The sequence below is a fragment of the Rhizobium mayense genome (assembly GCF_030272705.1).
Classification (GTDB): domain Bacteria; phylum Pseudomonadota; class Alphaproteobacteria; order Rhizobiales; family Rhizobiaceae; genus Rhizobium; species Rhizobium mayense.
In genome coordinates, this window is the sequence record NZ_JARFYM010000011.1 from 156,535 (window position 1) to 163,795 (window position 7,261).

Consider the following 7,261-nt stretch of genomic DNA (forward strand, 5'->3'; position numbering starts at 1 on the left):
CACGCCAGCCGGAAGCCGTGAATGATCATCTCGAACGACGACGAACTGACCAAGCTCAAAGAGATCGGCCGCATCTGCGCCAACGCCATACAGGCGATGGCGGCGGCGCTGGAGCCGGGCATCACGACGCTGGAACTCGACAATATTGGCCGCAAGGTGCTGGACGATGCCGGCGCCCGCTCGGCGCCGGAACTTGTTTACAAATTTCCCGGCGCCACCTGCATCAGCGTCAATGAGGAAGTGGCGCACGGCATTCCCGGTCCGCGCGTGATCCAGGCCGGCGATCTCGTCAATCTCGATGTTTCTGCGGAGAAGGATGGTTTCTTCTCCGATACCGGGTCGTCCTTCGCAGTGCCGCCGGTCAAGCCGAAGGTCGAGCGTCTCTGCCGAGACGGCAAGAGGGCGCTCTGGGTCGGCCTGAACCAGGTGCGCAGCGGCGCGCCTTTCTCGAAGATCGGTCATGCTGTCGGTGCCTTCGCCCAGAAGAATCGCTATACGCTGATCGCCAATCTCGCCAGCCACGGCATCGGCCGTTCGCTGCATGAGGAGCCGGCGGAGGTGTCGACCTGGGCCGATCCCGATGAAACCCGCATCATGCAGGACGGCCTGGTATTCACCGTCGAGCCGTTTCTGTCGCTCGGCGCGACTTGGGCGGAGGGCGGCGACGATGCCTGGACGCTCTATTCCGAGCCGCGCGCGGCCACGGTTCAGTTCGAGCATACGGTTGTCGCCACCCGCAACGGGCCGGTGATCCTGACACTGCCTGATAATTGAGGCTCAGGCTTCGTCTTCGGCCTTCGGCGGTTTTTCGGCCTTTACTTCGCCACGGATGATGTCTGCAGCGGCACGCTCGAGAATTGCTGCTATGCGTGCGCCTTCGTCTTTGCTCCATGGGAACTTCGAGCGAAGTGCCGAGCGCAGAAGGTGGCGAGCGCGATGCACCTCGCCGGCATCGCGACCGAAGGGGCTGTCGCGGCCCTCATCGTCGCCGGCATCCTCGCCGCCGAAGACGCGCCTGACATGCGCCATCTTTTCACCGATCGCGCTGAGCTTCGCCAGTGTCGTCTCGACCAGCGCCTGGTTTTCGGCAACGCGTTTCTGCCCGCTTTCGGTGATGCGGTAGAGCTTCTTGGTGCCGCTCGCTTCGACTTCGGCCAGGCCGGTTTCCTCCAGGTAGGTAAGGGCGGGGTAGATGACCCCGGGGCTCGGCACATAGAAGCCGCCGGAGCGTTCTTCCAGCGTCTTGATCAGCTCATAGCCATGCCGCGGCTGCTCGGAAAGCAGGGCCAGAATGATGAGCTGCAGATCGGCGGCGTCAAATTTCCGGCCGGTACGAAACCCGCCGCCGAACATGCCGCCCTTGAAGCCTCTCATGAAGTCTCTCCTGTGCCTCCCGTTTGAATCACGGCTTTCGCCATGTCGTAGGATATATGCCTCGACGATGTCAAAACTATCGCCGCACATGCGATCTCTAAAGCCTCTCATGGGTGTGTCTCCTTTGAATGATGAGGGTTTATATCGTTCGTCATGTCGTAAGATATATATCGTAAGATAGATCGTTGCAAGAGAGCGTCGAATTTTTCGCTGAAAGGGTTGTCGTATCCCAGAACGGCGACAGGTTCGCCTTCCTGAAACTGGAAATCGCGGCTGAATAATCGCATCACGATCTAGGGATAAGCGATTACATCTCTGTAAGAATGCGCCGTTCCGGTTGCCGCGCCGTTAGAACTGCCTTAGGTTCGCCGCGAATAAACGTCATTGCGGTCTGAGAACCCAATCAAGAAAGCTGCGTTACCCGTGTTCTTATCTTTCTTCCCCAAGCCGAAACCCTTTTTCATCTCGGCAGCCATCTGGTCGCTTGCTGCCGTACTTCTTTGGTACTTCGGCGGAGAACAGGCCGGCGCCTATATCGGCCTGCCGCCATTGGCGGAAGGGCAGGAGGCTACCGTCGGCGTTTCGGTCTTCTGGTCGGCGCCGTTCTTGTGGTTCTACATCTACTACATTATCACCGTCGCGCTGTTTGCGGTCTTCTGGTTCAGTTACAGTCCACATCCGTGGCAATATTGGTCTGTGCTCGGTACGGCACTGATCATCTTCAACACCTATTTCCAGGTGCAGGTCAGCGTTGCCGTGAACGCGTGGTACGGACCGTTCTACAATCTCGTTCAGCAAGCGCTGCAAACGGTCGGCTCCGTCCCGGCTTCCCAATTCTATCTCGACATGCTTGTCTTTGCTGCCATCGCTTTCGTTGCGGTCACCGTCGGCGTGTTCAATCTGTTTTTCGTCAGCCATTGGGTCTTTCGCTGGCGCACAGCGATGAACGACTATTACATGGCCAACTGGACGAAGCTGCGACATGTCGAAGGCGCGGCACAGCGCGTGCAGGAAGACACCATGCGTTTCTCCTCGACGGTCGAATCCCTCGGTGTGAGTTTCGTGGGCTCAATCATGACCCTGGTCGCCTTCCTGCCGGTACTCTTCCGCCTGGGCGCGAACATCACCGAATTGCCGCTTGTCGGTAATATTCCGCATGCGCTCGTCTGGGCGGCGATCTTCTGGTCTCTTTTCGGAACGTTTTTCTTGGCGATCGTCGGCGTCAAGTTGCCCGGTCTGCAATTCATCAATCAGCGAGTGGAAGCGTCCTACCGCAAGGAGCTCGTCTACGGCGAAGACAATGAAGACCGGGCGGCGCCGCCGACCGTCGCCGAACTGTTCGCCAATGTGCGCAAGAACTATTTCCGCATCTATTTCCACTATACCTATTTCAATGTCGCGCGCATTTTCTATTCGCAGGCGGACAATATCTTCAGCTTTATCGTCCTCGTTCCGTCGATCGTCGCCGGCCGGCTGACGCTGGGCCTGATGACGCAGATCACCAACGTCTTCGACCAGGTGCGCGGCTCGTTCCAATATCTGGTCAGCTCGTGGACGACGATCATCGAGCTGCTTTCGATCTATAAACGTCTGCGGGCCTTCGAAGCCGCCATTGGCGACGCCCCGCTGCCGTCGATCGATCAGCATTATCTCGAGAAATTGGCCGTCAACGAGAATGTCGATGCGTAAGGAAAGGCTCCGGAGACGGAGCCTTTTCAACTAGAGGTCTGGTTATTCATCGGCAATGTCGTCGGCCCCAACGGCACCGGCCTCAAGTGCCGGTGGCCGGCCTGGATCGAAGCAGCTAGTTCAGCCCTGCTGCGGCTTGGCCCGCGTCGCGATCAGCGGGATCGCCTCGGAATAGCTGACGCAGGCGACGCCGTCCTTGTGGCAGACGTTGCTGACGAAGCGGTCAAGCGCCCGCCAATAGGCGCCGTCATTCATTTCGACGAAATGGAAGCCGAGCTGCAGCGGGATGCGCTCGCCGTTATATTGCTTGTCGAAGGCGGCTTCGAACGCATCGAAGGTGCGGTCTTCGAAGGACTTGGAATCGGCTTTGTCTTCGACGCCCTTGGAGTGGTGGATATAGAAATTATAGTCCATGCCGATCACCAGATGATGGTCTGGGCCTTCGGGGATCAACGGCAGACCGAAGCGATAGATGCCGTTGACCACCTGCGGCAACATCGGACCTCTGGTCACCAGGCTGGCGTCGTACTGGAAACCCATGGCCCTTTCGGCCGGCACCAAGCCGTCGCTGGTGGAAAGATATGGCGCGCGGAAGCCTTTGACGTCTTTCATCGCAAACTCTTGCCAGCCTGCTGGTTCCTTGTCCGCTTCGCCGACATTCTTCCAGGCGTCGCGCAGCGCCACCCGCGCATTCATGAATTCCTGCTGCCAGTCGGCTGCTGTCCACGCCTTGCCGTCGAAATGACCGCAGGCATGGCTGGAAATATCATGGCCTTCGAGATGCGCGCCCCAAATATTGGCTATGCGGGTGCGCACGTCGTCCTCGCTCTTGGCGAAACCGACATTCGATTTGCCGGCCTTCTGTCCCGGCGCCTGATAGGCCTTGGCCTGATCGTGGTTCATCAGGAAGGTGCATGAGAGGAAGTAGGTGAAGTGCGCGCCGTTGCGAGAAGCGATCTCGCGGCTCTTCGTCCACAGCGCATTGTCATGCGCGCCGTCGAAGGAGATCATCACAAGCTGCTTCGGTTTTTCATCGGCCTGCGCCGCAACCGGGAGCGCCAAAGAAAGGGCGAGGGAGGCAAAAGAGATAAAGCGAAACATGGGCATCCAGATTATTTGATTGAGCATGCTCTCATCCGAAAACCGGGTTACAGTTTTCGCTGCGGATTTTCGATTCGGGATCATGCTTTAGGTTTGGCTCTTCCGTGCCGTTGAAATGCGGCAAAGCTGCGGTCTCGCTGGCAATTTTCGCCATAGTCGGTACTGATGTGTTCACAAGACACGAACGGGATTTCACTCATGTCATTGCTCATTCTCGGCATTGTTCTTTTCCTCGGCATCCACCTGGTCCGCGTCGTGGTGCCTGGTTTCCGCAGTTCGATGATTTCGAGCATCGGCGAGCCCGGCTGGAAGATCGGCTATTCGGTCGCCAGCATCGTTACACTAATTCTGCTAATATACGGTTTCGGGCAGGCGAGGGATGTAACGCCCATCTGGTCGCCGCCCTTCTGGATGGCCCATATCACCATCCTGCTGATGCTTTTTGCGCTGATCTCTCTTGCCGCCTCGCTGCTGCCGGCGGGGCACATCGCGGTCAGGGCCAAGCATCCCATGGTACTCTCGGTGAAGATCTGGGCCTTTGCGCATCTGCTTTCCAATGGCGATGGCGCTGCCATGTTGCTCTTTGCCGCCTTCCTGGTCTGGGGCGTCATTCTTCGCATTTCGCTTAAGCGACGCGAGCGCGCCGGGGAGATTTCGCTGCGGCCTTTCGTTTCGGCGAAGTACGATCTCTATGCCATCGTGATCGGCATCGTCGTGTGGGGATTGATCATTTGGAAGCTGCACGAGTGGATTATCGGAGTTTCGCCGCTCGTTATGTGACGATTTCTGCCATTCCCCCTTACAACTGCCGTAAAATGGAGTAGAAGGCCCCACTACCCATAAGCTCTTTGGAATAATTTGGCCTGAGCCGGAGACGAGAATGGCATTCAACGACGATAGCTTCATCCGCGAGGTGAACGAGGAACTGCGTTCGGACCAGTTGCGGTTCGTATGGCGCCGTTTTGGCCGGTTCATCATCGGCGGTGCCGTGCTTATCGTTCTCGGCACGGCTGCCTATAGCGGCTATCACTATTGGTCAGGTCGGCAGGCCGGCAGCAGCGGCGATCAATTCATCGCCGCGCTGACGCTGGCGGACCAGAACAAGACGGATGACGCGCTGGCCGCACTGGCGACAATCGAAAAGAGCGGCAGCGGCTCCTATCCGCTGCTGGCACGCATGCGTGCCGCAACGCTGCAGGCGCAGAAGGGCGACACGGCCGGCGCGATTGCGGCCTTCTCGGCCATCGGTAAGGAGACCAGTGTTCCAACCGTTATCCGCGATGCGGCTCGCCTGCGCGCGGCTTATCTGCTCGTCGACACCGGCACCTACGATCAGGTTGCGGCAGAGGCTCAAGAATTGGCCGTGCCGGCCAATGCTTTCCGGCATTCCGCCCGTGACGTGCTGGGTCTTGCCGCCTACAAAGCCGGCGATTTCGCCAAGGCACGGCAATGGTTCCAGGCGATCGTCGATGATCCTCAGAGCCCGCGCAATGTCGGCAACCGCGCCCAGATGCTGCTCGACCTCATTACTGCGTCCGGCAAGGCTCCGGTTGCAAAAGGCTGAAGGGTAGATCGCTAAATGAGTTTCACGGTTGCGATCGTCGGTCGCCCGAATGTCGGTAAGTCCACTCTTTTCAATCGTCTGGTTGGCAAGAAGCTGGCGCTTGTCGACGATACGCCGGGTGTGACGCGCGACCGCCGGCCTGGCGACGCGCGGCTGGTCGATCTTCGGTTTCGCATTGTCGATACCGCCGGTCTCGAAGAGGCCGATGAGGAGACGCTGGAGGGCCGCATGCGCGCCCAGACGGAGGCGGCGATCGACGAAGCCGATTTGACGCTGTTTGTCGTCGACGCCAAGATGGGCCTGACACATGTCGACAAGGCGCTGGCCGAAATGTTGCGCAAGCGCGGCCGCCCGGTGGTGCTTGTCGCCAACAAATCTGAAGCGCGCGGCTCCGACAGCGGTTTCTATGATGCTTTCACCCTCGGCCTCGGCGAACCTTGCCCGATCTCCGCCGAACATGGTCAGGGGATGATGGATCTGCGCGATGCCATCGTCGAGGCGCTTGGGCATGAACGCGCCTTTCCGCCGAGGGATGACGAAGCGGAGACGAATGTCAGCATTCCACGCCCCGCCGTCGGCGAGGACGGCGAAGAAATCGACGAGGAGCCCGCCTATGACGAGACGCGGCCTCTGCGCGTCGCCATCGTCGGCCGCCCGAATGCCGGCAAGTCGACGCTGATCAACCGCTTCCTCGGCGAGGACCGGCTGCTGACTGGTCCGGAAGCCGGAATTACCCGCGACTCGATCTCGGTCGACTGGACGTGGCGCGGCCGAACCATCAAGATGTTCGATACCGCCGGCATGCGTCGTAAGGCCAAGGTCATCGAAAAGCTGGAAAAGCTTTCCGTTGCAGATGCGCTGCGCGCCATTCGTTTTGCCGAGACCGTGGTCATCGTCTTCGACGCTACCATCCCCTTCGAGAAGCAGGATCTGCAGATCGTCGATCTCGTCGTCCGCGAGGGCCGCGCCGCCGTGCTTGCCTTCAACAAGTGGGACATGATCGAGGATCGCCAGGCCGTGCTTGCCGATCTGCGAGAAAAGACAGACCGGCTGCTGCCGCAGGCGCGCGGTATCCGCGCCGTGCCGATTTCCGGCCAGACGGGTGAGGGGTTGGATCGGCTGATGCAGGCAATCGTCGATACCGATAGGGTCTGGAACAAACGCGTGTCCACTGCCAAGCTCAATCGCTGGTTGGAGACACAGCAGGTTCAGCATCCGCCACCGGCGGTTTCCGGCCGACGTATCAAGCTGAAATACATGACACAGGTGAAGGCGCGGCCGCCGGCTTTCATGATTTCCTGCACCCGCTCGGATGCGCTGCCGGAATCCTATGTGCGCTATCTCATCAACGGCCTGCGTGAAGATTTCGCCATGCCGGGCGTGCCGATCCGCATTCATTTCCGCTCGTCGGAAAATCCTTACGAGACCAAGAAGAAGTGACCTTGCCCCGTTGAAATAATCCATTTTGAAGTAAGCTCTGGCCCATTGAGAGGACCAGGGAATGAAGCGCAACCGTTTCACGGACGAACAAAT

7 protein-coding genes are annotated in these 7,261 nt (G+C 59.1%); 5 read left to right on the top strand and 2 right to left on the bottom strand.

Features of this window, described 5'->3' with window-relative positions; all coding sequences use genetic code 11:
- Positions 1-21: 21 nt before the first annotated feature.
- Positions 22-774, top strand: a complete 753-nt coding sequence (gene map, locus PY649_RS16345; RefSeq protein WP_285869602.1) for a type I methionyl aminopeptidase — start codon at positions 22-24, stop codon at positions 772-774.
- A gap of 3 nt (positions 775-777) precedes the next feature.
- Here the strand turns inward: map and PY649_RS16350 are convergent, their stop codons facing one another.
- Positions 778-1,374 carry a PadR family transcriptional regulator gene (locus tag PY649_RS16350; protein ID WP_285869603.1) on the bottom strand — a complete coding sequence of 199 codons (597 nt, stop codon included), beginning with the start codon at positions 1,372-1,374 and terminating at the stop codon, positions 778-780.
- Between the two features lie 423 nt (positions 1,375-1,797).
- Between PY649_RS16350 and sbmA the strand changes: the two genes are divergently transcribed.
- On the top strand, positions 1,798-3,063 hold the full coding sequence (gene sbmA, locus PY649_RS16355; protein ID WP_285869604.1) for a peptide antibiotic transporter SbmA: 1,266 nt from the start codon (positions 1,798-1,800) through the stop codon (positions 3,061-3,063).
- A gap of 120 nt (positions 3,064-3,183) precedes the next feature.
- Here the strand turns inward: sbmA and PY649_RS16360 are convergent, their stop codons facing one another.
- Positions 3,184-4,164, bottom strand: a complete 981-nt coding sequence (locus PY649_RS16360) for a polysaccharide deacetylase family protein (RefSeq protein ID WP_285869613.1) — start codon at positions 4,162-4,164, stop codon at positions 3,184-3,186.
- Positions 4,165-4,362: 198 nt separating this feature from the next.
- Between PY649_RS16360 and PY649_RS16365 the strand changes: the two genes are divergently transcribed.
- The 3 genes from PY649_RS16365 (at position 4,363) to der (ending at position 7,168) form a co-directional block, all read left to right on the top strand.
- Complete coding sequence (locus tag PY649_RS16365; RefSeq protein WP_285869605.1) at positions 4,363-4,944, top strand: NnrU family protein; 582 nt, start codon at positions 4,363-4,365, stop codon at positions 4,942-4,944.
- Between the two features lie 100 nt (positions 4,945-5,044).
- On the top strand, positions 5,045-5,728 hold the full coding sequence (locus tag PY649_RS16370; RefSeq protein ID WP_285869606.1) for a tetratricopeptide repeat protein: 684 nt from the start codon (positions 5,045-5,047) through the stop codon (positions 5,726-5,728).
- A 15-nt stretch (positions 5,729-5,743) separates the two neighbouring features.
- Positions 5,744-7,168 (top strand): ribosome biogenesis GTPase Der, encoded by a 1,425-nt coding sequence (gene der, locus PY649_RS16375; RefSeq protein WP_285869607.1) that lies wholly within the window; start codon positions 5,744-5,746, stop codon positions 7,166-7,168.
- Positions 7,169-7,261: the final 93 nt, after the last annotated feature.